Source organism: Thermomonas fusca DSM 15424 (assembly GCF_000423885.1).
In the GTDB taxonomy this organism is placed as follows: Bacteria; Pseudomonadota; Gammaproteobacteria; order Xanthomonadales; family Xanthomonadaceae; genus Thermomonas; species Thermomonas fusca.
Genome location: NZ_AUIV01000012.1, coordinates 54,177 through 78,816, shown reverse-complemented (window position 1 = coordinate 78,816; position 24,640 = coordinate 54,177). Strand labels below are relative to the sequence as shown.

23 protein-coding genes, 1 other RNA gene and 1 pseudogene are annotated in these 24,640 nt (G+C 70.1%); 21 read left to right on the top strand and 4 right to left on the bottom strand.

What is annotated here, in order from left to right:
- Positions 1-28 precede the first annotated feature (28 nt).
- From ribH to thiL, 3 genes are read left to right on the top strand one after another with little or no spacing between them, the layout of a single operon-like run.
- Positions 29-505, top strand: a complete 477-nt coding sequence (ribH, locus tag G582_RS0107120; protein ID WP_028839247.1) for a 6,7-dimethyl-8-ribityllumazine synthase — start codon at positions 29-31, stop codon at positions 503-505.
- Positions 502-957: a transcription antitermination factor NusB gene (gene nusB, locus G582_RS0107115; protein ID WP_028839246.1), complete on the top strand. Its 456-nt coding sequence runs from the start codon at positions 502-504 to the stop codon at positions 955-957. Before ribH ends, nusB begins: the two co-directional genes overlap by 4 nt.
- A gap of 44 nt (positions 958-1,001) precedes the next feature.
- Positions 1,002-1,973 carry a thiamine-phosphate kinase gene (thiL, locus tag G582_RS0107110; protein ID WP_028839245.1) on the top strand — a complete coding sequence of 324 codons (972 nt, stop codon included), beginning with the start codon at positions 1,002-1,004 and terminating at the stop codon, positions 1,971-1,973.
- A gap of 1 nt (position 1,974) precedes the next feature.
- Here the strand turns inward: thiL and G582_RS0107105 are convergent, their stop codons facing one another.
- Genes G582_RS0107105 through G582_RS15855 form a run of 3 tightly spaced genes read right to left on the bottom strand, consistent with a single transcriptional unit; the run spans position 1,975 to position 5,073 of the window.
- The gene (locus G582_RS0107105) at positions 1,975-3,348 is read right to left on the bottom strand and encodes an FAD-binding oxidoreductase (RefSeq protein WP_028839244.1); all 1,374 of its coding nucleotides are present in this window, start codon (positions 3,346-3,348) and stop codon (positions 1,975-1,977) included.
- Between the two features lie 5 nt (positions 3,349-3,353).
- On the bottom strand, positions 3,354-3,737 hold the full coding sequence (locus G582_RS0107100; RefSeq protein ID WP_028839243.1) for a YraN family protein: 384 nt from the start codon (positions 3,735-3,737) through the stop codon (positions 3,354-3,356).
- Entirely contained in the window at positions 3,724-5,073 is a 1,350-nt protein-coding gene (locus G582_RS15855; RefSeq protein WP_038053251.1) for a penicillin-binding protein activator, read from the bottom strand. Before G582_RS15855 ends, G582_RS0107100 begins: the two co-directional genes overlap by 14 nt.
- Positions 5,074-5,135: 62 nt before the next feature.
- Between G582_RS15855 and rsmI the strand changes: the two genes are divergently transcribed.
- The gene (rsmI, locus tag G582_RS0107090; protein WP_028839242.1) at positions 5,136-5,960 is read left to right on the top strand and encodes a 16S rRNA (cytidine(1402)-2'-O)-methyltransferase; all 825 of its coding nucleotides are present in this window, start codon (positions 5,136-5,138) and stop codon (positions 5,958-5,960) included.
- A gap of 156 nt (positions 5,961-6,116) precedes the next feature.
- Positions 6,117-6,493, top strand: an RNA gene (gene rnpB, locus G582_RS17200) — RNase P RNA component class A.
- Between the two features lie 161 nt (positions 6,494-6,654).
- On the opposite strand, the gene G582_RS0107085 is transcribed toward rnpB, so the two are convergent.
- Positions 6,655-7,425, bottom strand: a complete 771-nt coding sequence (locus G582_RS0107085) for an NRDE family protein (protein WP_028839241.1) — start codon at positions 7,423-7,425, stop codon at positions 6,655-6,657.
- Here G582_RS0107085 and G582_RS17885 point away from each other — a divergent pair.
- From G582_RS17885 to lpxC, 16 genes and pseudogenes are all read left to right on the top strand, one after another.
- Positions 7,424-7,639 (top strand): hypothetical protein, encoded by a 216-nt coding sequence (locus G582_RS17885; RefSeq protein WP_156880341.1) that lies wholly within the window; start codon positions 7,424-7,426, stop codon positions 7,637-7,639. The two genes, G582_RS0107085 and G582_RS17885, sit on opposite strands and share 2 nt — an antisense overlap.
- Before the next feature lie 102 nt (positions 7,640-7,741).
- On the top strand, positions 7,742-8,188 hold the full coding sequence (mraZ, locus tag G582_RS0107080; protein WP_028839240.1) for a division/cell wall cluster transcriptional repressor MraZ: 447 nt from the start codon (positions 7,742-7,744) through the stop codon (positions 8,186-8,188).
- Positions 8,185-9,129, top strand: a pseudogene (rsmH, locus tag G582_RS15850) (16S rRNA (cytosine(1402)-N(4))-methyltransferase RsmH); the annotation flags it as partial. The gene mraZ and the pseudogene rsmH, both read left to right, overlap by 4 nt.
- 14 nt (positions 9,130-9,143) lie before the next feature.
- Positions 9,144-9,410: a cell division protein FtsL gene (gene ftsL / locus G582_RS0107070; protein WP_028839239.1), complete on the top strand. Its 267-nt coding sequence runs from the start codon at positions 9,144-9,146 to the stop codon at positions 9,408-9,410.
- On the top strand, positions 9,407-11,287 hold the full coding sequence (locus G582_RS0107065; RefSeq protein WP_051246939.1) for a penicillin-binding transpeptidase domain-containing protein: 1,881 nt from the start codon (positions 9,407-9,409) through the stop codon (positions 11,285-11,287). The genes ftsL and G582_RS0107065 overlap by 4 nt, the downstream gene beginning before the upstream one ends.
- Positions 11,284-12,768: a UDP-N-acetylmuramoyl-L-alanyl-D-glutamate--2,6-diaminopimelate ligase gene (locus tag G582_RS0107060; protein ID WP_028839237.1), complete on the top strand. Its 1,485-nt coding sequence runs from the start codon at positions 11,284-11,286 to the stop codon at positions 12,766-12,768. Before G582_RS0107065 ends, G582_RS0107060 begins: the two co-directional genes overlap by 4 nt.
- Entirely contained in the window at positions 12,765-14,147 is a 1,383-nt protein-coding gene (locus tag G582_RS0107055) for a UDP-N-acetylmuramoyl-tripeptide--D-alanyl-D-alanine ligase (protein WP_028839236.1), read from the top strand. The genes G582_RS0107060 and G582_RS0107055 overlap by 4 nt, the downstream gene beginning before the upstream one ends.
- Positions 14,137-15,222, top strand: coding sequence for a phospho-N-acetylmuramoyl-pentapeptide-transferase (mraY, locus tag G582_RS0107050; RefSeq protein WP_028839235.1), 1,086 nt, complete (start codon positions 14,137-14,139; stop codon positions 15,220-15,222). Before G582_RS0107055 ends, mraY begins: the two co-directional genes overlap by 11 nt.
- Positions 15,222-16,565 (top strand): putative lipid II flippase FtsW, encoded by a 1,344-nt coding sequence (gene ftsW, locus G582_RS15845; RefSeq protein WP_051246936.1) that lies wholly within the window; start codon positions 15,222-15,224, stop codon positions 16,563-16,565. Before mraY ends, ftsW begins: the two co-directional genes overlap by 1 nt.
- 20 nt (positions 16,566-16,585) lie before the next feature.
- Positions 16,586-17,647: an undecaprenyldiphospho-muramoylpentapeptide beta-N-acetylglucosaminyltransferase gene (murG, locus tag G582_RS0107040; RefSeq protein WP_038053293.1), complete on the top strand. Its 1,062-nt coding sequence runs from the start codon at positions 16,586-16,588 to the stop codon at positions 17,645-17,647.
- Positions 17,644-19,101, top strand: coding sequence for a UDP-N-acetylmuramate--L-alanine ligase (gene murC, locus G582_RS0107035; protein WP_038053249.1), 1,458 nt, complete (start codon positions 17,644-17,646; stop codon positions 19,099-19,101). The genes murG and murC overlap by 4 nt, the downstream gene beginning before the upstream one ends.
- Positions 19,098-20,039, top strand: a complete 942-nt coding sequence (locus tag G582_RS0107030; RefSeq protein WP_028839232.1) for a D-alanine--D-alanine ligase — start codon at positions 19,098-19,100, stop codon at positions 20,037-20,039. The genes murC and G582_RS0107030 overlap by 4 nt, the downstream gene beginning before the upstream one ends.
- Positions 20,036-20,767, top strand: a complete 732-nt coding sequence (locus G582_RS0107025; protein ID WP_028839231.1) for a cell division protein FtsQ/DivIB — start codon at positions 20,036-20,038, stop codon at positions 20,765-20,767. Before G582_RS0107030 ends, G582_RS0107025 begins: the two co-directional genes overlap by 4 nt.
- Complete coding sequence (gene ftsA, locus G582_RS0107020) at positions 20,764-21,999, top strand: cell division protein FtsA (RefSeq protein WP_028839230.1); 1,236 nt, start codon at positions 20,764-20,766, stop codon at positions 21,997-21,999. The genes G582_RS0107025 and ftsA overlap by 4 nt, the downstream gene beginning before the upstream one ends.
- 171 nt (positions 22,000-22,170) lie before the next feature.
- Positions 22,171-23,424, top strand: coding sequence for a cell division protein FtsZ (ftsZ, locus tag G582_RS0107015; protein WP_028839229.1), 1,254 nt, complete (start codon positions 22,171-22,173; stop codon positions 23,422-23,424).
- Positions 23,425-23,696: 272 nt separating this feature from the next.
- The gene (gene lpxC / locus G582_RS0107010) at positions 23,697-24,611 is read left to right on the top strand and encodes a UDP-3-O-acyl-N-acetylglucosamine deacetylase (RefSeq protein ID WP_028839228.1); all 915 of its coding nucleotides are present in this window, start codon (positions 23,697-23,699) and stop codon (positions 24,609-24,611) included.
- Positions 24,612-24,640: the final 29 nt, after the last annotated feature.

Genomic DNA, 24,640 nt, shown 5'->3' with positions numbered 1-24,640 from the left:
TGCCCAGCCCACGCATCCGCCCAAGCCCATGCCGCATCTCGAAGGCGACCTGCGCGTCCATCCCGACGCGCGTTTCGCGATCCTTGCCAGCCGTTGGAACCCACGCATCGTCGATGCGCTGGTGGAATCGGCGCGCGCGACCTTCCTCGCCAACGGCGTCGCCGAGGCCGCCATCGACGTGGTGCGCGTACCCGGCGCGTGGGAGCTGCCGGTGATCGCGCGCCAGCTGGCGCAGGCCGGCGGCCACGCCGCCGTCGTCGCGCTGGGCTGCGTGGTGCGCGGCGATACCCGCCACTACGAACAGGTGGCCGACGGGGCATCCGATGGCCTGATGCGGGTGGCGCTGGATACCGGCGTGCCGGTGATGAACGGCGTGCTGGCGGTGGAAAAATTCGAGGATGCGCTGGCGCGTGCCGGCGGCAGCCATGGCAACAAGGGCGAAGAGGCGGCGCTGGTGGCGATCGAGATGGCCGACCTGCGCCGCAAGCTGCAGGAGCAAGCATGAACAAGCATCATCGTCGGCCCGACGGCATCGACCCGGTGGCCCGTTCGCGCTCGCGTCGGCGCGCGCTGCAGGCGATCTACGCCTGGCAGATCAACCATGCCGACGAGCGCGCGCTGATCGCGCAGTTCGCCCATGAGCAGGCCCACGAGATCGCCGACCTCGAATACTTCGAGGACCTGGTGCGCGGCGTGCTGCGGCATACCGCCGAATTGGATGCGGCGCTGGCCGGCCACCTGGACCGTGGCATCGAGGAAGTGGACCAGATCGAGCGCGCCGCGCTGCGGATTGCCGCATACGAACTGACCCACCGGCCCGACGTGCCCTACCGCGTGGTCATCAACGAGGCCATCGACTCCACCAAGCGCTTTGGTTCCGAGCACGGCCACACCTACGTCAACGGCGTGCTGGACAAGGCTGCGGCGGTGCTGCGCGGCGTGGAAGCGAAGAAGTAATCGTCCTGTCGTCCTGCGCCCGCGCGGATGACAGCGCCGTACCGATGCCACCGGTCCACGAATTCGACCTGATCGCCCGCATCCGCCAGCGCGCCGCCGCGCGCGGCGACGTGGTGCTGGGCATCGGCGACGACTGCGCGCTGCTCCTGCCGCCGCCCGGCATGCAGCTGGCGGTGACCATGGACGCGCTCAACGTGGGCGTGCATTTCCCGCCCGAGACCGCGCCCGCCGACATCGGCTGGAAGGCGCTGGCAGTGAATCTCTCCGATCTTGCCGCGATGGGCGCGCAGCCGGCCTGGGGCACGCTGTCGCTGTCGCTGCCGCAGGGCGACCCCGGCTTCGTCGACGCCTTCTTCGACGGCTTCTTCGCGCTGGCCGCGCAGCACGGCTTCGCCTTGGTCGGCGGCGACACCACCCGCGGCCCGCTGTCGATCGCGATCACCGCGCACGGCCTGGTCGAGCCCGGACAGGCGCTACGCCGTGACGGCGCCCGGGTGGGGGACGAGGTCTGGGTCAGCGGCACGCTGGGCGATGCTGCCGGCGCGCTGCGGCAGTGGCAAGAAGGAAAAGGGGGTCAGAGTGGCTTTTTGCAAACAAAAAGCCACTCTGACCCCCTTTTCGAGCGGCTGAATCGTCCCACCCCGCGGGTGGCGCTGGGCCGCGCGCTGCGCGGAGTCGCCAGCAGCTGCATCGACGTCAGCGACGGCCTGCTGGCCGACCTCGCCCACATCTGCCGCGCCAGCGGGGTCGGCGCGGAGATCGACATCGACGCGCTGCCGGCCAGCGCCGCGCTGGGCGCTGCGTTCGATGTCGAAACACGGCGCAACCTGCAGGCCGCCGGCGGCGACGATTACGAGCTGTGTTTCACCGCAGCGCCCGCACAACGCGAGGCGTTGCAACAGCTGTCGGTCACGCTGGCGCTGCCGCTCACCTGCATCGGCCGCATCATGGCGGGCGCGGCGGTGCGCTGCGATGGGGTGGCGGCCGGTGCCGGCGGCTACCAGCATTTCGCCTGAGTCACTCCGGCAACAGCTTGCCCGGATTGAGGATGCCGTCCGGGTCGAGTGCACGCTTGACTGCGCGCATCGTCGCCAGCGTGGCGGCATCGAAGGCATCGGCCATGAACGCACGCTTGGACAGGCCGATGCCGTGTTCGCCTGACAGCGCGCCGCCCAGCGCCAGCGCCAGCTCGAACACGCGCGGCAGCGCCGCCTGCGCGCGTGCGGATTCGTCGGCATCGTCGGGGTGGTAGAGGATGTTGACGTGCAGGTTGCCGTTGCCGGCGTGGCCGAAGCAGACGATGGGCAGCGCGCATGCGTCGGCCAATGCCTCGACGCCCGCCACCAGCTCGGGGATGCGTGAGACCGGCACCACCACGTCTTCATTGATCTTGCCCGGGGCAATCGTGCGCAGCGCCGGTGACAGCGCGCGCCGTGCCGCCCACAGCTTGTCGCGGGCGATGCCGTCCTGCGCCACGTCCATGTCGATCAGGCCGTCGCCGTCGGCGGCTGCGCCGAGTGCGGCAAGGAGGTCGGGCAGGGCATCAACGCTGCCATCGGCTTCCACCAGCAGCATCGCACCGGCGTCCGGCACGTCGCTGCCATTGCGGCGCAGCAGGTCCAAGCTGCGGCGGTCCATGAACTCCAGCATCGCCGGCACCACCGGCTGCGCCATCAGCCGCGATACCGCGGCTGCCGCGCTGGCGGCGTCGCGGTAGAACGCGCGCAGGCCGGCCTGCGCCTGCGGGCGCGGTGCGAGCTTCAGGGTCGCCTCCACGATCAGCGCCAGCGTGCCCTCGCTGCCCACCAGCAGCCGGGTGAGGTCGAAGCCGGAGGAACACTTGGTGTAGGCGCCGCCGACGCGGATCAGCTCGCCGGCACCAGTGACGGCCACCAGTCCCAGTACGTTGTCGCGGGTGGCGCCGTACTTCACCGCGCGCGGGCCGCCGGCATTGGTGGCGAGATTGCCGCCGACGGTGCAGCTCTCGAAGCTGGACGGATCCGGCGGCCAGAACAGGCCGTGCGGCTGCAGGGCGGCCTGCAGCTCGCCATTGCGCAGGCCGGGTTCGACCACCGCGCAGCGGTCGGCGGCGCGGACCTCGAGGATGCGGTCCATGCGTGCGAACGACACCACCACGCCGCCCTGCGTCGGTACCGCTGCGCCGGTGGTGGCGGTGCCGGCGCCGCGGGCGACGATGGGGACGCGATGGGCGCGGCAGGCGCGCACCAGCGCCAGCACTTCTTCGCGCGTGCGCGGCAGCGCCACCGCATCGGGCAGGGCGTGACGGCGGGAGTCGTCGCCGCCGTTGGCCGCGCGCGTGATTTCGTCCGTGCGCCAGCCCTCGCCCAGCAGTGCGGACAGTTCGGCAACGAGGGCGGCGGGAAGGGTCATGTGTTTCAGCAGTCGTCGGCGCGGAAGGCGTCGCGCAGCCAGTCGAATGCCGGCGCTGCCGGATCGCCGCTGGCGGCGATCACGTCGAAGCGGCAGGGCGCATCGGCGTGGCGCGGGTGCCGCAGCAGCCAGACCTGCGCCGCTCGCACCAGCCTGCGACGCTTGCCGGCATCCACGGAGGCCGCGCCGCCGCCAAACGCGGCGCTGCCGCGATAGCGCACTTCCACGAACACCACGCTGCCGCCTTCGGCCATCACCAGATCCAACTCGCCGCCGCGCGCGCTGGCGTTGCGCGCCAGCAGGCGCAGGCCGTTTGCTTCAAGGAACGCCAGCGCCGCGGTTTCCACCGCGTCGCCGCGGGCCCGCCGATCGGGTTCAGCGCGCGCCATCGGCCAGCGGCACCGGCTCGCCGCCGACGAAGCGCGTCCAGCCGGGGCGGCGCAGCACGTTGCCGAAACCGTCCAGGCGCAGGCGCCCGGTAGCGCCGACGATGCCGCCGTTGGCCAGCGCCAGATGTTCCAGATAACCGGTCAGCCGCCACGCATCCAGACCGAACGCGAACAGCCGCGCCGCCGGGCCTTTGGCGGTATCCACGCGGGCGGCGGCGCTGGCCTGCGAGGGCAGGCCGTCCACGCGCTGCACCAGCCACGGCTCGGTGGGGAAGACGATGCCGTCCAGCGCCGCATCTTCGGCCGCCTTGCCGGTGCCGGAGACGATCTGCGAAGCAGCCACCCGAGGCAGCCCGGCCATGCCGGCCAGGGCCAGTTGCGGCGCCACGATGCGCGCCTGCGGCCCCTTCAGTACCAGCAGCACCGCGTCGGGCGCCTCGGCCTGCGCCAGCTGGCGCAGCGCGCCGTCCATCTGCTCGCTGACGCCGAGGCGGGCGACGATCTTGACGCCGCGGCTTTCCAGCTGCTTGCGTGCGGCATCGGCGGTGCGCCGCTGGGTGTCGTCGCTGCCGGCCACCAGCAGCACGCGCTTGCTGCCGCGGTCTTCGATCAGGTACTGCGCCAGGCTGATGCCTTCGTCTTCGGGCGACAGCGAGAACGCGGCGCTGCCCGGCGCCGGCGCGCGGTCGCCGCGGTTGAGCGCCAGCAGCGGCAGCGCCGGCTCGCCGGTGAACACCGCGTCGACCTCGTCGCGCCCCAGCGGGCCGACCACGAAGTCGTTGCCCTCGGCTGCTGCGCGGGCCAGCGCCGCCTTGGCGCCGCCGGCGGTGTCGTAAAAGCGCAGCAGCGGGCGGCGCCGGGACTCGCCGTAATAGCCGGCCAGATAGCCGTCGCGCAACGCCGCGGCGGCGGCGGCCTGGCTGCCGGACAGCGGCAGCAGCACGCCGACCTGCAGCGGCGGTCGATAGCCGTCGGCCGCGGCGGGCGGGCGGCTGGCCGCGCCGAAGCTGCCGTCGCCGCGATCAAACCCGCGCGGCGGCGGCAGGCCACGGCGCAGCAGGGTGCGGCCGGCGAAGTTGTAGAGCGGATCGCCCACCGGCAGGCGCGCGGCGTCGCGCGCCAGGGTGGCGTCGTCGAGGCTGGCCAGCAGCCGCTCGATGGCGTCGGCATTGTCGCGCCGCGCCTGTCCGGCCAGCCCGGCGTGGCCGGCTGCCAGCGCCTGCGCCTGCATGGTGGCGGCGGCGTAGGGCGGCGGGGGCGGCGCCTTCGGCGTCACGTTCGCGCAGCCGGCCAGCGCCAGCAGCAGGACGAGGAGGAAAAATCGGATCTGGGCCACGGGCGTGGGCGCTCGTTCGGGAACCGGCTAGGATTCTACCCGCGCACACGCTGAAGACAGGCATGCAGGACTCCGGAACGCTTTTCATCGTCGCCACGCCCATCGGCAACCTAGGCGACCTGTCGCCGCGGGCGCAGCAAACCCTGCGCGAGGTTGTGGCGATCTGCGCCGAGGACACCCGCCGCAGCGGCCAGCTGCTGGCGCATTTCGGCATCGCCACGCCGCTGCTGGCGCTGCACGAACACAACGAGGAGGCGATCGCGCAGAAGATCGTCGCGCGGCTGCAGGCCGGCGAATCGCTGGCCCTGGTCAGCGATGCCGGCACCCCGCTGGTGTCCGATCCCGGCTTCCGGCTGGTGCGCGCCGCGCGCGCGGCCGGGGTCAAGGTCAGCCCGCTGCCGGGCCCGTCCGCGCTGGTCGCGGCGCTGAGCGTGGCTGGCCTGCCCAGCGACCGCTTCGCCTTCGAAGGCTTCCTGCCCGCGAAGGCCTCGGCCCGGCGTGAACGCCTGCAGGCGCTGGCCGCGGAACCCCGCACGCTGATCTTCTACGAATCCTCGCACCGCATCGCCGAAGCCCTGGCCGATATGGTGCAGGCGTTCGGCGATGAGCGTCCCGCGGTGCTGGCGCGCGAGCTGACCAAGCTGTTCGAGACCGTACTGGATGGCAACCTCGCGCAACTGCAGGCGCGGGTCGAAGCCGATGGCGACCAGCGCAAGGGCGAATTCGTGGTGCTGGTGCAGGGCGCCGGCGAAGATGCCGACGCCAAAGTCATCGAAGGCCGCCGCCTGTACGCCAAGCTCAAGGATCACCTGCCGCCCTCGACCGCCGCCAAGCTGGCTGCCGACCTGTCCGGCGCGCCGCGCAAGGCGCTGTACGGCGCCGACTAGCTCCGATCCCTCGGAGCCACCGGCATGCCATAGCCCCCTTGGTAAGGGGGCGCCGCGACAGCGGCAGGGGATCGGAGCAAAGGAGCGGGGCCCAAAGTTTGTGCTCTTGCAAACTTTGGGGTCATTTGACGGCGAAAGCCGTAAAATGCACGCGGCGGAGTCGGCCAGGCAGTCGCGTCATCCTTCGGGGTGCCGAGGAAAGTCCGGGCTCCACAGGGCACGGTGCCAGGTAACGCCTGGGCGGCGGAAGCCGACGGAAAGTGCAACAGAAAGATACCGCCGATGGCTCGGCACCTTTCGGGGTGGCGGGATCAGGCAAGGGTGAAATGGTGCGGTAAGAGCGCACCGCGAGTCTGGCAACAGACCGGCACGGCAAACCCCACCGGGAGCAAGACCAAATAGGGAGACGATGAGGCGGCCCGCCGAGTCTCCGGGTAGGTTGCTTGAGCGTATCGGTGACGATGCGCCTAGAGGAATGACTGCCGCGGCGCGCAAGCGTCGAACAGAACCCGGCTTATCGGCCGGCTCCGCCACCTTCCGTTGCGCTTGGCGCAATGGAAGCCCCCGAAATCTGCTGCGCAAACGTTGGCCCCGGGCCTTTGCCTTCCGAATCCCCGCGCGTGACGGCATGCCCCTTTTGCCAGAGGGACTGTTCCTGCAGGCGGATTGTTGCGCGCCGGTGGGGCGCCTGACGTTATCTCCGCCTCGGCAAGTCCAGCTTGGTTTCGCCCGCGAACACCCCCGCCGGCCCGAAGCGCCGTTCGATGATCGTCGCGCTGCCGTCATGGCCCACCAGCACCAGCGTGCTGGCGCGGGTGCCGTAGTCCTGTTCGCGGATGAAGGCGGCGGACAGTCGTCTTTCCAGCGCCAGTCCCACCCCCGTATCCGGCAGCAGGTCGTCATCGGCAATCCGCTCGTCCGCCAGCGCCGTCCACAGCGGCTGCGGGTCGGCGTCGCCGGCATCGGCCCATTGCGCCAGCACGCTGCGCAGGCGCGTGGTTTTCGGCCATGGCGCGTCAAGGGCGCCGTTGGACAGGCCGTAGGTGCCTGGCGCCAGCCGGCGTCCGCGTTCGCCATCCGGGTGGTGGCCGACGTAGGCACAGGCCTGCGCATCGGCCACCAGCAGGTTGAACGGCGCGTAGCGCCCCGCCTCGCTGGCCAGCGAGGTCGCGTAGGCCGGGGCCGGGTCGGTGCCAGCGAGGAAGCGCAGCGGCAGGGCGCCGCGGGACGGCCCGGTGAACGTCGGTGCCAGCCCGTTGCGCACATTGGTGACCACCGCCATTCGCCCGTTCGGCCCCAGTCCCATCCAGGTGCCGCCGGAACGCAGGTCGCGGCCGGCCAGCACCGGCATGTCCGGCCAGCGGGCCAGCGGCGCGGTCGGGCGGGCGTGCTGTTCGTCGCGATTGCCGGCGACCACCAGCCGCCAGCGGGGATGCACATTCCAGGCAAGGGCAAGCAGACACATGGACGCCATTCTGCGCCGTCGCACGGCCATTCATTTTTTGCGACGCAGCATGCCTCGCTCCAGCATTCGCCTGTTCAGAAAAAGCGTGCCGGCAGTCTCACAATCTCAAAAAATGAGACGAAACATGAGCTTGTGGATAAAGCTTGAACAACTTGTTGAAGTTTGCCGCAAGTCATTGACGGGCCGGGGGAAATTTCCGCCGTCGGATTGTTGACATAGGTCAATTGCCTGCTAATGTGGGGACTCGTGGGAAAACCGGGAAAATCGTGGTTTTCCTGGTTGAAACTCCGCGACAGACGGGGGCGACAAGGGCAGCATGTTCCAGGGCGAGACCGCCATCACCATCGACGACAAGGGCCGGCTGGCGATTCCTACCGCCTACCGGGAACTCGTCGCGCGTGCGTGCGGCAACCGCCTGGTCATCACCTACAACGCCTTCGAGACCACCGGTTTGTACATCTATCCGCACGCCGTGTGGGAAAAGGTGCGCGACCAGGTCAACGCGCTGCCGCGGGTCAAGAAGCCCAGCCGCATCCTGCAGCTGAAGCTGGTGGGCGCGGCCGAGTTCGTCGAGCCCGACGGCAACGCGCGCATCTCGATCCCTGCCAGCCACCGCAATGCCGCCGGCATCGAACGCAAGGCGGTGCTGGTGGGGATGGGCGACAAGTTTGAACTGTGGAGCGAGGCGGACCACCTGGCGCAGATCCGCCAGCCGCTGGGCGACGGGGACCTGGGCGACGAGTTCCAGGAACTGATGCTGTGAGCGGCGGTGGCGCGGGCATCGCGTCCGCCCACCTCCCGGTGCTGTTCGCCGAGGTCATGGACGGTCTGGCGGTGAAAGAGGACGGAACCTACCTGGACGGGACGTTCGGGCGTGGCGGTCATGCCCGTGGGGTGCTGCAGCGGCTTGGCGGAAAGGGGCGTTTGCTGGCGATGGACAAGGACCCGGACGCGATCGCGGTGGCCATGCAGATGGCCGACGCCGATGCGCGCCTGTCCTGGCGGCGCGGCAGCTTCGCCTGCCTGGCCGACTGGCCGGCCACTGCGGCGGGCCTTGATGGCGTGCTGCTCGATCTCGGCGTGTCCTCGCCGCAGCTGGACGTGGCCGAGCGCGGCTTTTCGTTCGGCAAGGACGGCCCGCTGGACATGCGCATGGACCCCGAATCCGGCGAGAGCGCCGCCGAGTGGCTGGCCCGCGCTTCGGAAAAGGACATCGCCGACGTGCTGTGGGTGTATGGCGAAGAACGCCAGAGCCGGCGCATCGCCCGCACGATCGTGGCCGCGCGCGCGCATGCGCCGCTGTTGCGCACCGCGCAGCTGGCCGAATTGATCGCGCAGGCCTGCCCGCGCGGCGCCAGCAAGACCCATCCGGCCACCCGCAGCTTCCAGGCCATCCGCATCCACATCAATCGCGAATTGGCCGACCTCGAAGCCGGCCTCGATGCCGCGCTGGCGCAGCTCAAGGTGGGGGGGCGGCTGGCGGTGATCAGCTTCCACTCGCTGGAAGACCGCATCGTCAAGCAGTTCATGGCGAAACACGCCAAGGCGCCGGCGGCCAACCGGCGCATGCCGGTGGAAGTGTCCTTCACGCCGACCCTGCGGTTGGTGGGTGGCGCGCAGAAGGCTTCCGAAGCCGAGCTGGCCGGCAACCCGCGCGCACGCAGCGCGGTGCTGCGGGTGGCCGAGAAGCTGGCAACCGAGAACCGGGCGGTGGCGGCATGAACCGGCATCTGCTGCTGGCCGTGCTGGTGGTCGCCAACATCGCGACCGCGCTGCTGATCGTGCGCGACCGCCACGAGCATCGCCAGGCCTTCGTCGAGCTTAGCCGGCTGGAAAAGGCGCGCGACGCGCTCAACATCGAATTCGGCCGGCTGCAGCTGGAGCAGGCGACCTGGGCGGAAAGCAACCGCGTCGACCAGGTCGCGCGCACCCGCCTGGGAATGGAATTCCCGCGCACCGAAGACGTGGTGGTGCTGCGGCGATGACCCACTTCGGCAAACGCCTGCGCTGGTTCGGAAGCGAAGCGCGCCGCGAGCGCGCTGCCAACGTGCATCCGCGTGCGCGGGTGCAGCAGTTCGACCTGCGCCGGAGGCTGGCGCTGGTCTGCGGCTTCCTCGGGCTGGGCTCGGTGGCGCTGCTGGCGCGCGCGCTGGACCTGCAGGTGGTCGATCACGCCTTCTACCAGCAGCAGGGCGACGCGCGTTTCCTGCGCGAGATCCCGATCGCCACTTCGCGCGGCATGATCACCGACCGCAACGGCGAGCCGCTGGCGATTTCCTCGCCGGTCGAGTCGATCTGGGGTAACCCGCGCGAACTGCTGAAGGTGCCCGAGCGCCTGCCGGCGCTGGCGCGTGCTCTGGGCATGCCGCAGGACGAACTGGCCAGCCGGCTCAGCGCCCGCGCCGACAAGGAGTTCGTCTACCTCAAGCGCCGCATCAACCCGGACGAAGCCGCCAGCATCCTCGCGCTGGACATCCCCGGCGTGGCCAGCCAGCGCGAGTACCGCCGCTTCTACCCGCAGGGCGAGGCACTGGCGCACGTGCTGGGTTTCACCAACGTCGATGATCGCGGCCAGGAAGGCCTGGAGCTGGCCTTCGACGACTGGCTGCGCGGTACTGCCGGCGCCAAGCGCGTGATCCGCGACAACAAGGGCCGCATCGTCGAGAACGTGGACCTGGTGCGCGCCGCGCAGCCCGGCCACGACCTGGCGCTGAGCATCGACCGCCGCATCCAGTACCTGACCCACCGCGAGCTGCGCAATGCGATTGCCGAAACCGGCGCCAGCAGCGGCTCGGCGGTGGTGCTGGACGTGGCCACCGGCGAGGTGTTGGCGATGGCCAACATGCCCACCTTCAACCCCAACGCCGTCGGCACCAGCCCGCGCGACGCGCACCGCAATCGCGCGGTCACCGACCTGCTGGAACCGGGCTCGACGATGAAGCCGCTGACCGTGGCAGCGGGGCTGGAAGCCGGCGTGATCACCCCGGCCACGCTGTTCAACACCAACCCGGGCTGGATCGCCAACGGTCGCTACCGCACCACCGACACCCACAACTACGGCGTGCTGGATACCACAGGCATCATCCGCAAGAGTTCCAACGTCGGCGCTTCCCTCGTGGCCAAGCGGCTGGGCGATGCGCAGTTCTATGCCTTCATGCGTCGCTTCGGCTACGGCCAGCGCACCGGCAGCGGTTTTCCGGGCGAAGCGGCCGGCCTGTTCCCGTCGCCGGGCAGTCCTGGCTGGAGCGGCACCAGCAAGCAGACCATGAGCTATGGCTATGGCCTGAGCGCCACCCCCCTGCAGATCGCCACCGCCTACGCCGCGCTGGGCAATGGCGGGCTGTTGCACCAGCCCAGCTTCGTCAAGGGCCAGCACAACCCGCCCACGCGCGTGCTGGATGCGCGCATCGCCAACCAGGTGCTGCACATGATGCAGACCGTGACCGAGCCGGGCGGCACCGCCACCCAGGCGGCGATCCTCGGCTACCACGTGGCCGGCAAGACCGGCACTTCGCGCAAGGCCAGCGCCGGCGGCTATTCGCGCCGCTATATCGGCTATTTCGCCGGCCTGGTGCCGGTGGAGCACCCGCGTTTCGCGATGGTGGTGGCGGTCAACGATCCGGATCCCAGCCGCAAGGGCTACTACGGCGGCGTGATCGCCGGGCCGGTGTTCCGCAACACGATGGAGGGCGCGCTGCGCCTGATGGACGTTTCACCCGACAACCTCGACGCCTGGCTGGCCGTGCAGGCCGCGGCCGAGGCCAAGCGCATGAAGGCCGAAGGCCGCACGCCGCCGGAGTTCCCCGCGACGGCTGCCGCCATTGCGCCATCCGGCGCCGCCAATGCGAGGGCGCTGCAATGACCCGCGCCATGCTGCTGGGCGAACTGCTGCCGGAGCTGGAAGGCCTGTCCGCCGACCTCGCCATCACCGGGCTGGTGCAGGACAGTCGCGAGGTGAAGCCGGGCGATGCGTTCGTGGCGATCGCCGGTTTCGGCGCGCACGGACTGAACTTCGTCGACGTCGCCCGCCAGGCCGGCGCCGCCGCGGTGCTGTTTGAGCCGCCGGCACCGGACGAGCTGCCGGCACCCGCCGATGCGATCCCCGTGGTCGGCCTGCGCGCGCGCATGGGCGCGATGGCCGACAGCTTCCACGACCACCCCAGCGCGGCGATGGCCACGGTGGGCGTGACCGGCACCAACGGCAAGACGTCCACCGTGCAGCTGCTGGCGCAGGCGTGGACGCTGCGCGGCCAGACCGCCGGCACCGTCGGCACGTTGGGCAGCGGCGTGTATCCGAAGATCGTGCCGACCGGCTTCACCACCCCGTTGGTGCTGCGCATGCACGCGCTGCTGGCCGAGCTGCGCGATGAGGGCGCCTCGGCGGTGGCGATGGAAGTGTCCTCGCACGCGCTCGACCAGGGTCGCGTGGATGGCGTGCACTTCGACGTGGCGGTGTTCACCAACCTCACCCGCGACCACCTCGACTATCACGGCGACATGGCCCGCTACGGCGCGGCCAAGGCGCGTCTGTTCGATTGGCCGGGCCTGCGCGCGGCGGCGGTCAACCTGGACGATGCGTTCGGCCGCGAGCTGTTCGCCGCGGTCAGCGGCAAGGTGCGCGCGCTGGGCTTCTCCTCGCGCGGCGTCGCCGGCGCCAGCGTGCGCGCGGAAGAGCTGCTGCTGGACGGCAGCGGCATCCGCTTCCTGCTGCATGCCGGCGGCCAGGCGCACCCGGTGCGTTCGCCGCTGCTGGGCCGCTTCAACGTGGACAACCTGCTGGGCGTTGCGACCACCCTGTTCGCGATGGGCATGGCGCCGGCGCTGATCGCCGAGACGCTGTCGCAGCTGCTGCCGGTCGATGGCCGCATGAACCGGCTGGGTGGCGAAGCCGGCGCGCCGCTGGTGGTGGTGGACTACGCCCACACCCCCGATGCGCTGGAGCAGGCGCTGGCCTCGCTGCGCGCGCACACCGCCGGCACGCTCACCTGCGTGTTCGGCTGCGGTGGCGAGCGCGATACCGGCAAGCGCCCGCAGATGGCCGCCATCGCCGAGCGCCTGGCCGACCGCGTCATCGTCACCGACGACAACCCGCGCAACGAGAATGGCGACGCCATCGTCGCCGATATCCTGGCCGGTTTCGCCGAACCGGCGCGGGTGGCGGTGCAGCGCGACCGCGCCGCCGCCATCGCGCAGGCGATTGCCGGCGCCGGCGCCGACGACGTGGTGCTGATCGCCGGCAAGGGTCACGAGCCTTACCAGGACGTCGGCGGGGTGAAGCATCCGTTCGAGGATGCGGCGGTGGCGCGTGACTGCCTGCGCCGTCGCGAAGGCGGTGCCGCATGACGCCGCGCCTGCTGTCGTGGATCGCCCAGGCCACCGGTGGCCGGCTGGTCGGCGACGACCGTACGGTCGATGCCGTCGCGACCGATACCCGCGCGCTGCCCGCCGGCGATGCGCTGTTCGTCGCGCTGAAGGGCGAGCGTTTTGACGGGCACGCGCATGTCCGGACCGCCGCCGATGGCGGCTGCGTGGCCGCGCTGGTGGCGAGTCCGGTCGAGGCCGCATTGCCGCAGGTCGTCGTGGCCGATACCGAGCGCGCGCTGGCCAGCCTGGCCGCGGCGGTGCAGCGCGAACGCGCCACCAAGGTGCTGGCGGTCACCGGCAGCAACGGCAAGACCACGGTCAAGACGCTGCTGCATTCGATCCTGCGCCAGCTGGGCAGCGCCTACGCCAACCCCGGCAACCGCAACAACGAGATCGGCCTGCCGCTGGCCGTGCTGGACGCGCCGGACGATGCGCGCTTCGCGGTCTACGAGATGGGTGCCGGCAAACCCGGCGATATCGCCTACCTGACCGCCATCGCTCGACCGGACGTGGCGCTGGTCAACAACATCGCGTCTGCCCACCTGGAACGGATGGGCAGCCTGCTCGGCGTCGCACAGACCAAGGGCGAGATCTATCAGGCGCTGGCGGCGGACGGCGTGGCGGTGGTGAATGCCGATGACGCATTCGCACTCTATTTCAGCGAGCGGTTGCGTGGCGTGCGGGTGATCCGTTTCGGCATCGAAGCCGAGGCCGAGATCGGCGCGCGCGACATCCACGGCAGCCTGCAGGGCTCGCGCTTCACCCTGGTGGCGCCGGAAGGCGAGACCGAGGTTGCACTGCCGCTGCCCGGCCGCCACAACGTCCGCAACGCGCTGGCCGCGGCGGCGATGGCGCTGGCGGTGGGCGCAACCCTGGCCCAGATCCGCGCCGGGCTGGAAGCGGTGGAGGGCGTGGCCGGTCGGCTGGCCACCCATCGCCTGCGTAGCGGCGCGATGCTGGTGGACGACAGCTACAACGCCAATCCGGGTTCGCTGGCCGCGGCCATCGACACCCTGGCGGACAGTGGCGGCGAGGCCTGGCTGGTGCTGGGCGACATGCGCGAGCTGGGCGTCGAGGAAGTCGATCTGCATGCCGCGGCCGGAACCCGCGCCAAAGTCGCCGGCATCGCCCGCTTGTTCGCGCTGGGCGAGCTGAGCGCGCACGCCGCGCGGACGTTCGGCGAGGGTGGCAGCGTGCATGCCTCGCACGCCGCGCTGGCGGAGGCGCTGTGGGAACAGCTGGGTGCCGGAACCACCGTGCTGGTGAAGGGCTCGCGCGGCAGCGCGATGGACAGGATCGTGACCGCGCTGCTGCAGCGGGATGCCGGACCCGACGGGGAGACCACCGATGCTGCTTGAACTCACCCGTTGGCTGGAACAGCTGCAGGGCCATTTCAACCTGTTCAACTACCTGACCTTCCGCGCCATCCTCGGCGCGCTGACCGCGCTGGCGCTGTCGCTGTGGTGGGGGCCGCGGATGATCCGCTACCTGGCCACGCTCAAGGGCGGCCAGCCGATCCGCAAGGACGGCCCGCAGTCGCATTTCTCCAAGGCCGGCACGCCCACCATGGGCGGGGCGCTGATCCTGTCGACGGTGGCGGCCTCGGTGCTGCTGTGGGGCGACCTGCGCAACAAGTACGTGTGGGTGGTGCTGGTGGTGATGGTCGGCTTCGGCGCCATCGGCTGGGCGGACGACTGGATCAAGATCGTCAAGCGCGACCCCAACGGCATGCGCTCGCGCACCAAGTACGCGCTGCAGTCGGTGCTGGGCCTTGCCGCCGGCATCTACCTGTTCGCCTTCGCCGACGTGCCGGCGGCCACCACCTTCTACGTGCCGTTCTTCAAATCGATCGCGCTGCCGCTGGCCGGCGTCGGCTTCGTCGGCATCGCCTACTTCTGGATCGTAGGCTTCTCCAACGCGGTCAACCTGACCGACGGCCTCGATGGCCTGGCCATCATGCCCACGGTACTGGTGGCCTGCGCGCTGGGCGTGTTCGCCTATGCGTCCGGCAACGCCACCTTCGCCCAGTACCTGCAGATCCCGCGGGTGCCGGGCGCGGGTGAGCTGATCATCATCTGCGCGGCCATCGCAGGCGCCGGGCTGGGCTTCCTGTGGTTCAACACCTATCCGGCGATGGTGTTCATGGGCGACATCGGCGCGCTGGCGCTGGGCGCGGTGCTGGGCACGATCGCGGTGATCGTGCGCCAGGAACTGGTGCTGGTGCTGATGGGCGGCATCTTCGTGATCGAAACCCTGTCGGTGATGATCCAGGTGGCCAGCTTCAAGCTCACCGGCAAGCGGGTGTTCAGGATGGCGCCGATCCACCACCACTTCGAACTCAAGGGCTGGCCGGAGCCGCGGGTGATCGTGCGCTTCTGGATCATTAGCGTGGTGCTGGTGCTGGTCGGCCTTGCCACCTTGAAGGTGCGCTGATGGCCGCGACCGGTTTCGGCAGCCTGGGCCAGGCGACCCGTCGCGACGAGCTGGTCGGGCGTTTCGACCCGTGGCTGCTGGGTGTGTCCATCACGCTGGCCTGCCTGGGTGTGGTGATGGTCGGATCTGCGGCGATTGCCGGTGGCGGCGTCGATGCAGGTCCGTGGTACTTCCTGAGCCGTCATCTGATGTTTCTGGCGGTCGGGGTGGGGCTGGCTGCGGTGGCGATGCGCACCGAGCTGAAAACCATCGAGAAGCACAGCCAGTGGCTGCTTCTGGCTTGCGCCGTATTGCTGCTGCTGGTGTTCGTGCCGGTCATCGGCAAATCGGTGAACGGTGCGCGGCGCTGGCTCAACTTCGGCGTGTCCAACTTCCAGGTCGTGGAAGCGGTGAAGGTGCTCTACATCGTCTGGCTGGCCAGCTACCTCAAGCGCTACAGCGAGGACGTGGCGGTCACCCTGACCGCGATGTTCAAGCCGCTGGGCGTGGTCGGCGTGCTGGTCGTGCTGCTGCTGCTGCAGCCGGACTTCGGCTCATCGGTGCTGCTGCTTGGCATCACCACCTGCATGCTGCTGCTGGGCGGCGCGCCGATCCGGCGGATCGCCCTGCCGATCCTGTTGATGGTGCCGGCGCTCGTTCTGCTGGTGGTGTTCGAGCCGTATCGCATGCGTCGCGTGACCTCGTTCATGGACCCCTGGCAAGACCAGCTGGGTGCCGGTTATCAGCTCAGCAACGCGCTGATGGCGATTGGTCGAGGTGAATGGTTTGGCGTGGGCCTGGGCGCGTCCGTGCAGAAGCTCAGCTATCTGCCGGAAGCGCATACCGATTTCATCTTCTCGGTGATCGCCGAAGAGCTGGGTTTTGCCGGCGTGGCCTTGGTGGTGGGCCTGTTCGTGCTGCTGGCCGGGCGCGCATTCTGGCTGGGCTTGAAGTGTGTGGAGATGAAGCGGCATTTTTCCGGCTACATCGCGTTCGGCATCGCGCTGTGGATGGCGTTGCAGAGTTTCGTTTCGATCGGCGTGAATCTGGGCATGCTGCCGACCAAGGGCCTGACCCTGCCGCTGGTGTCCTCGGGCGGTTCCAGCGTACTCATGACCTGCGTGGCGCTGGGCCTGTTGCTGCGTGTGTCGTGGGAGTACAACCGTGCGGCGCGCCAGGTGGCGAAGCTGCGCGGCGTGGCCAGCGGGTCGCCCGTGGGCACGCCGCCGGTGGCCGCGCAGCCGCCGCTGCCGGCCGACGCCGGCAACCGCGGCACCAGCCGCCTGCGCCAGCGGATCGAACCCGCCCTGGGCCGGCCGTCCACCGAATCGGCCGCGCTGGCCGCGCTGCGGAGGTCCCGTTGAGCGCGCATGCGCCCCTGGTGATGGTGATGGCCGGTGGCACCGGCGGCCACATCTTTCCCGGCCTTGCGGTCGCGCAGGCGCTGCGCGAGCGCGGCGCCGAGGTGTGCTGGCTGGGTGCGGACGGCGGCATGGAAACCCGGCTGGTGCCGACGCAGGGCATCGCCATCGACACCATCACCGTGAAGGGTGTACGCGGCAAGGGCATCGCCACCCTGCTGGCGGCGCCGCTGCGGATCCTGTCGGCGGTGCGCGCGGCCGCCGCGGTGATGCGTGCGCGCCGTCCGGACGCGGCGATCAGCTTCGGCGGCTACGCCGCGGGGCCGGGCGGGATTGCCGCGCGGATGGCCGGCATCCCGCTGCTGGTGCACGAGCAGAACCGCGCCGCCGGCATGACCAACAAGGCGCTGGCGAAAGTGGCGCGGCAGGTGCTGGTGGGGTTCCCGCAGACGTTTGCGAAGGAGGTCCACGTCGGCAACCCGGTGCGCGCGCAGATCGCGCAGGTGCCGCCGCCCGGGCAGCGCGGCTTCGACCACGCCGGCCCGCTGCGCCTGCTGGTGCTGGGCGGCAGCCAGGGCGCGCGCGCACTGAACGAGGCGGTGCCGAAGGCAGTCGCCGCGCTGGGCCTGCCGGTGCGGATCGTTCACCAGGCCGGCGAAAAGATGCTCGATGCCGCGCGCCAAGCCTATGTCGATGCCGGCGTCGAGGCGCGGGTCGAACCTTTCATCGCCGACATGGCCGCGGCATATGCCGGCGCTGACCTGGTGGTCTGTCGCGCCGGTGCGCTGACCCTGGCCGAGCTGTGCGCGGTCGGCGTCGGCAGCGTGCTGGTGCCTTTCCCGCAGGCGGTGGACGACCACCAGACCCGCAACGCCGAATATCTGGTGGAGCGCGGCGCCGCCGTGCTGCTGCCGCAATCCGACCAGTTGGCCGCGCGCCTGCAGCAAGCGCTGGCCGACCTTTCCAATGATCCCGGCAAGCGCCTGGCGATGGCGCAGGCCGCGCGCGGCCTGGCCCGTCCCGATGCCGCGCAGCGCGTGGCCGACGCCGTGCTGGCCACGATTTCCAACGAGGTTTCCCGATGAGCCCGCACAGCCTGCACCTGCGGCAGATCAACGACCCGGCCAAGGCGCTGCCGCGCGTGCATTTCGTCGGCATCGGCGGGGTGGGCATGAGCGGCATCGCCGAAGTGATGCGCACGCTGGGCTACCAGGTCAGCGGCTCCGACAACGCCGACAACGCGGTGACCAAGCGGCTGGCCTCGCTCGGCATCGCCATCCACCGCGGCCATGCTTCCGCCAACGTGCTGGAGGCCGACTGCGTGGTGGTGTCCAGCGCCATCAAGGCGGACAACCCCGAGTTGCTGGAGGCGCGCGCGCAGCGCATCCCGGTGGTGCCGCGCGCGGAAATGCTGGCCGAACTGATGCGCTTCAAGCGCGGTGTGGCGGTGGCTGGTACCCACGGCAAGACCACCACCACCTCGCTGACCGCCAGCGTGCTGGCCGAAGGCGGACTGGACCCGACCTTCGTGATCGGCGGAAAGCTGCTGGCAGCCGGCGCGAATGCCGGGCTTGGCGGCGGCGACTGGCTGGTCGCCGAAGCCGACGAGAGCGATGGCAGCTTCCTGCGCCTGAACCCGGTGGTGGCGGTCATCACCAATATCGATGCCGACCATCTGGAGAACTACGGCGGCGACTTCGAGCGGGTCAAGGATGCGTTCTCCGAATTCCTGCACCGGCTGCCGTTCTACGGGCTGGCGGTGCTGTGCATCGACGACGAGGAAGTGGCGCAGCTGGCGCGCAAGACGCCGCGCCACGTGGTGACCTACGGTTTTGCGCCGGAGGCCGACGTGCGCGCCGCCGACGTGCGCCAACAGGGCGCGCGCATGCAGTTCACCTTGTGCCTGCCAGACGGCAGCCGCACCGCCTGCACGCTGGCCCTGCCGGGCCGCCACAACGTGCAGAACGCACTGGCCGCTGCCGCCATCGGCTGGCAGCTGGGCGTGCCGAACGCCGCCATCGCCAAGGCACTGGAAGGCTTCCAGGGCATCGGCCGGCGCTTCAACCAGCTGGCCACGCTGCAGCTGGAAGGCGGTGGCGAAGTGGCGCTGGTGGACGATTACGGCCACCACCCCAAGGAACTGGCCGCGGTGTTCGCGGCGGCCCGCGGCGGCTGGCCGGAAAAGCGCCTGGTGGTAGCGTTCCAGCCGCATCGCTACACCCGCACCCGCGACTTGTTCGACGAGTTCGCGGCGGTGCTGTCCAGCGTCGATGCGCTGCTGCTGACCGAGGTGTACCCGGCCGGCGAAGCGCCGATTGCGGGCGCCGATGCCAGTGCGCTGGCGCGCTCCATCCGTACCCGCGGTCGCGTCGAGCCGGTGGTCGTCGGCGGTGCCGCTGAAGTGGCGGGCGTATTGCCGGGCGTGCTGCGCGACGGCGACCTGTTGCTGCTGATGGGCGCGGGCGACATCGGCGCCGCCGCGCAGCAGATCGCCCGCGACGGCCTGCAGCCGAAATCCGCGCAGGGAGAACCCGCATGAGTGCGTCCGCATTCGCCCCGCTGCGCTGCACCGACCCGGCCGCGTTCGGTCGCGTCGCCGTGCTGATGGGCGGCAGCAGTGCTGAGCGCGAGGTCTCGCTGAATTCCGGCGCCAACGTACTGGAGGCGCTGCGGTCGCGCGGGGTCGATGCGCACGGCGTCGATGGCATCCCGGCGCTGGTCGATGCGCTGGTCCACGGCCGGTTCGACCGCGTGTTCAACATCCTGCACGGCGGCGATGGCGAGAACGGCGTTCTGCAGGGCTTGCTGCAGGGTTTTGAAGTCCCGTTCACTGGGCCCGGCGTGCTGGGCAGCGCGCTGACCCTGGACAAGATCCGGACCAAGCAGGTCTGGCAGTCTGCCGGCCTGCCGACCGCGCGCTTCGTGCGCATCGCGCCTCAGGGCGACCTCGCGGCGGCGGTGCGCGAACTCGGCCTGCCGGTGTTCGTGAAGCCGTCCACGGAAGGTTCCAGCGTTGGCGTGTTCCGCATCGTCTCGGAAGACGACCTCGCACCCGCTATCGAATTCGCGCGCGGCTATGCCGGGGAACTGCTGGCCGAGCAGATGCTGACCGGCGGCGAATTCACGGTTGGGGTGGTGGGCGACGTGGTCCTGCCCTCGATCCGGATCGTGCCGGCGAGCGGCTGGTACGACTACCACGCCAAGTACATCGCAGAGGACACCCAGTACCTCTGCCCCGGCTTGGAAGGCGCCGAGGAAGAGGAAGTGCGTGCGCTGGCGCTGGCCGGCTTCCGCGCTGCCGCCTGCACGGGTTGGGGCCGCGTCGATGTGATGCGCCATGGCGACGGTCGCCTGATGCTGATGGAGGTCAACACCGCGCCGGGCATGACCAGCCACTCGCTGGTGCCGAAGGCGGCGCGCGAGTTGGGCGTGTCGTTCGAGGAACTGTGCTGGCGCATCCTGGAGCAGACGCTTTGAAGCCCGCCCTGCGCTCGCTGGCCTGGCTGCTTGCGCTGGCGCTGCTGGCGCTGCCGGTGGTGGCCGTGGTCGAGGGCTGGATGGGTGGCGAGCACTGGCCGCTGCGCACCCTGCGCGTGCAGGGCGAACTGGCGCGGGTCGACCGCGCGCAGCTGCAGGCAGCGGTGCTGCCGCACGCGCAGCGCGGCTTCTTCGCGGTGGACCTGCGCGCGATCCAGCGCACCGTGGATGCGCTGCCCTGGGTGGAGCGCGCGCAGGTACGCAAGCACTGGCCGGACGTGCTGGAGGTGCGGATCGTCGAGCACCGGCCGTTCGCGCGCTGGGGCGAGAAACAGCTGCTGTCCGAGCACGGCCGGCTGTTCCCGGTCGGCAAGCTGCAGGCGCCGGCCGGCCTGCCGCTGCTGGATGGCCCGGAAGGCCGCGTGCCGGAGGTGGTGGCGCTCTACAACCAGGCACACGCGCAGCTGGCCAATGCCGGCGGCGTGCTGGGTGTTGCGTTGGACCGCCGCGGCAGCTGGTCGATCAGCCTGCGCGACGGCACCCGCGTGGTGCTGGGGCGCAGCGACCCCGGCGCGCGGCTGGCGCGGTTCGCGCCGATGCTGCCGCAGCTGGCTGCGCAAAACCCGCACCGGCGGCTGGTCCGCGCCGATCTTCGCTACACCAACGGCTTTGCCCTGACTTGGGCGAAGGCAGTACCAACCCCCACGAACCACGGCAGCAATACATGAACCGCAAAGGCGACAAGTCCCTGATCGTTGGCCTCGATATCGGCACCTCCAAGGTCACCGCGCTGGTCGGCGAATACGCCCCGGGCGAACCCATCGAGGTGATCGGCATCGGTTCCCACGAATCGCGCGGGCTGCGCCGCGGCGTGGTGGTGGACATCGACTCCACCGTGCAGTCGATCCAGCGCGCGGTGGAGGAAGCCGAGCTGATGGCCGGCTGCGAAGTCAGCAGCGTGTACGCCTCGATTTCCGGCAACCACGTGCAGTGCAAGAATTCGCCCGGCATCGTGCCGATCCGCGACGGCGAGGTTACCTACGGCGACCTCGACCGCGTGCTGGAAGCCGCCAAGGCGGTGGCGATCCCGGCCGACCAGCGCATCCTCCATGCGATCCCGCGCGAATACGTGCTTGACGATTCGCAGGAAGGCATCCGCAACCCGGTCGGCATGACCGGCGTGCGCCTGGAAGTGCACGCGCATCTGGTCACCTGCGCGCAGTCGGCGGCGCAGAACATCAGCAAGTGCGTGCAGCGCTGCGGCCTGCAGGTGGATGAGCTGGTGCTGTCCTCGCTGGCATCCAGCACCGCCGTGCTGACCCCGGACGAGCGCGAGCTGGGCGTGGTGCTGGTGGACATGGGCGCTGGCACCACCGACATCGCGGTGTTCATGCAGGGCGCGATCTGCCACACCGCCAACCTGGCGGTGGCCGGCGACAAGGTGACCGAGGATATCGCGCACATGTTGCGCACGCCCACGCCGCACGCCGAGGACATTAAGGTCAAGTACGCCTGCGCGCTGGCGCAGCTGGCGCGCGCCGAGGAAAGCATCCAGGTGGAAAGCGTGGGCGACCGCCCGCCACGTCGGTTGCCGCGGCACGCGCTGGCGCAGGCGGTGCAGGCGCGCTACGAGGAAATCTTCGAGATGGTGCAGGCCGAACTGCGCCGCTCGGGCTTCGAGCAGCGGGTGCGCGCCGGCATGGTGCTGACCGGCGGCGCTTCGAAGATGGAAGGCGTGGTCGAGCTGGCCGAGGAAATGCTGCAGATGCCGGTGCGGATCGGCATCCCGCAGCACGTCACCGGCCTTGGCGAGGTGGTGGGCAATCCGGTGCATGCCACCGGCGTTGGCCTGCTGCTGATGGGCGCGCAGATGGAACACCCGAAGCGGCCGACCCTGCCCAGCGGCAAGGTCGGCGGGGTGCTGGGCAAGGCAGTGAAGTGGTTCCGCGGCGCGTTCTGAGCGGCGGCAGCGGAAGGCGGTAGCAACAGCGGGCAGGGCAGGGAAAGGCAGGCAGGCAGGGCGGCAAAAGCGGCAAGGCGGCAAGCGCAGGACACAACCCAATAACAAGCCGGCGAAGGCGAAGCGGAACCCCCGCCTCTCCGATCCCGGCCACAACGACAGGACACGGACATGGCACATTTCGAACTGATCCAGCAGGTGGCACCCAACGCGGTCATCAAGGTCTTCGGCGTCGGCGGCGGCGGTGGCAACGCGGTCGCGCACATGGTCAACAGCAGCGTCGACGGGGTGGAATTCATCACCGCCAACACCGACTCGCAGGCGATCAAGAACTGCGGCGCCAGCCAGCAGCTGACCCTCGGTGGCAACGTCACCAAGGGACTCGGCGCCGGCGCCAACCCGGAAGTCGGCCGCCAGGCCGCGCTGGAAGACCGCGAAACCATCATCGAGGCATTGCAGGGCGCCGACATGGTGTTCATCACCGCCGGCATGGGCGGCGGCACCGGCACCGGCGCGGCGCCGGTGGTGGCGCAGCTGGCCAAGGAAATGGGCATCCTGACCGTGGCCGTGGTCACCAAGCCGTTCCCGTTCGAGGGCCGCCGGCGCATGCAGGTCGCGGCCAAGGGCATCGAGGAACTGAGCCAGCACTGCGATTCGCTGATCACCATCCCGAACGAAAAACTGATCACCGTGCTGGGCCGCAATGCCACCATGATCCAGGCGTTCCGCGCCGCCAACGACGTGCTGCTCGGCGCGGTGCAGGGCATCGCCGACCTGATCGTGCGCCCGGGCCTGATCAACGTCGACTTCGCCGACGTGCGCACCGTCATGTCCGAAATGGGCCTGGCGATGATGGGCACCGGCAGCGCCCGCGGCGACGACCGCGCGCAGGCGGCGGCCGAGGCGGCGATCCAGAACCCGCTGCTGGACGACGTCAACCTGTCCGGCGCCAACGGCATCCTGGTCAACATCACCGCCGGCCCGGACTTCACCATGGCCGAGTTTGACGAGGTTGGCCGCACCATCGAGCAGTTCGCTGCCGAAGACGCCACCGTGGTCATCGGCACCGTGCTCGACCCGGACATGCAGGACGAAGTGCGCGTCACCGTGGTCGCCACCGGCCTCAGCCGCGCCACCGTGGGCCTGCGTCAGCCGGCCGGCAACGAGCGCCGCGAAGTGCGCTACGAAACCACCCAGGAAGCGCCGCGTCGCCCGCAGGTGCAGCTGATCAACACCCAGGTCAAGCGCGACGGCACCACCGGGCTGCCGATCGACGCGATCGCCGACAGCTTCACCCCGGCCGCGCCGGTCGGTTTCGCCGGCAGCCTGCGTCGCAACGCCGCCGAGGCCGCCCCGGCCGCCGCCGAGCTGCCGAAGGACGACTACCTGGACATCCCGGCGTTCTTGCGCCGCCAGGCAGACTGATGGCCCGACAGCTTTCTTCCGCGTGAGCGGAAGGAAGCCGGGGAGCGCGCGCAACGCCGCCGCCGCCCCAACCTTTTCCCCCGTCAGTCCGTGGCGGAGGAAGGGCGTGTTACCCCTGTCGAATCGCGTGCCGGGTTGTCCGCCCGGCGCGTTTTCCGGTCGGTCGGCGCTGCCGGCCGGCCGCTTTCGTTCCGCCGCTGCCGTCTGCGCAGGGCGCAGGACGACGGCCTTTTTACGGCTGGATTCAGCAAATCGCGTGATAGTCTGAACCGATGCTTCGCCAACGCACCCTCAAGAACGTGATCCGCGCCACCGGCGTGGGCCTGCATGGCGGCGAGAAGGTCTTCCTGACCCTGCGGCCGGCGCCGGTCGATACTGGCATCGTGTTCCGTCGCATCGACCTCGAGCCGGTGGTGGAAATGCCCGCCGCCGCCGCGCTGGTTACCGAAACCACGCTGTGCACCGGACTGAGCCGCGATGGCGCCAAGGTGCTGACGATCGAGCACCTGATGTCGGCGCTGGCGGGGCTGGGCATCGATAACGCCTATATCGAGCTGAGCGCGCCGGAAGTTCCGATCATGGACGGTTCCGCCGGGCCCTTCGTGTTCCTGCTGGAATCGGCCGGCGTCGTCGAACAGCACGCGGCCAAGCGGTTGATCCGCATCCTCAAGCCGGTGGAAGTGCGCGATGGCGACAAGGTCGCCCGCTTCGATCCGCACGACGGCTTCCGGTTGGGCTTCACGGTGAAGTTCGACCACCCGGCGATCCCGGATACGCTGTCGCGGGTGGAGGTGGACTTCTCCACCAGCGCCTACATCAAGGAAGTCAGCCGCGCGCGCACCTTCGGCTTCATGCGCGACCTCGAATACATGCGCGACCGCAACCTCGGCCTCGGCGGTTCGATGGACAACGCCATCGTGCTCGACGACTTCCGCGTGCTGAACGAAGACGGGCTGCGCTATGCCGACGAATTCGTCCGCCACAAGATCCTCGACGCGGTCGGCGACCTGTACCTGGCCGGCCACGCCATCCTCGGCGCCTACGAGGGCTACAAGTCCGGGCACGCGCTGAACAACAAGCTGGTGCGCGCGCTGCTGGCGGATGCGCAGGCGTGGGAAGAGGTCAGCTTCGTCGATGCCGAACAGGCGCCCCAATTGAGCTACGGAATCGCGCTGCCGGCGGCCTGATTCCACCGCAAACCGCGGTGCGCGTCACA